Genomic DNA, 245 nt, shown 5'->3' with positions numbered 1-245 from the left:
ACTGTGCATGCTCATCATGGCAGGGATCTTCTTCCTGCTCATCCTGATCCAGAGCGGTCTGTATGTGTGTGTACCGCAGCGATATCAAGGCAGTATCCTGCATATGGTCCAGTGGGGAAAATGGGGACTGCTCGCAGGAGAGGTCATCATCTATGCAGTATTGAAGGACAGTGAGATGGAAGGAGTGTAAGGGAATGAAGAAAAAGATACCGATGGGAAGGCTGGAGAAGCTCGTGATCCTGGTC

Annotated in this window: 1 protein-coding gene; it reads left to right on the top strand. The window is 50.6% G+C overall.

Annotation, left to right across the window (positions count from 1 at the left end):
* On the top strand, positions 1–190 hold a 190-nt coding region (locus tag NE665_RS24675; RefSeq protein ID WP_256302782.1), incomplete at its 5' end, for a hypothetical protein.
* Positions 191–245 lie beyond the last annotated feature (55 nt).

This window comes from Clostridium sp. DFI.1.208, from assembly GCF_024463855.1.
GTDB lineage: Bacteria > Bacillota_I > Bacilli_A > Erysipelotrichales > Erysipelotrichaceae > Clostridium_AQ.
The sequence above is the reverse complement of the archived record's forward strand: the minus strand, read 5'-3'. Positions and strand labels throughout refer to the sequence as shown.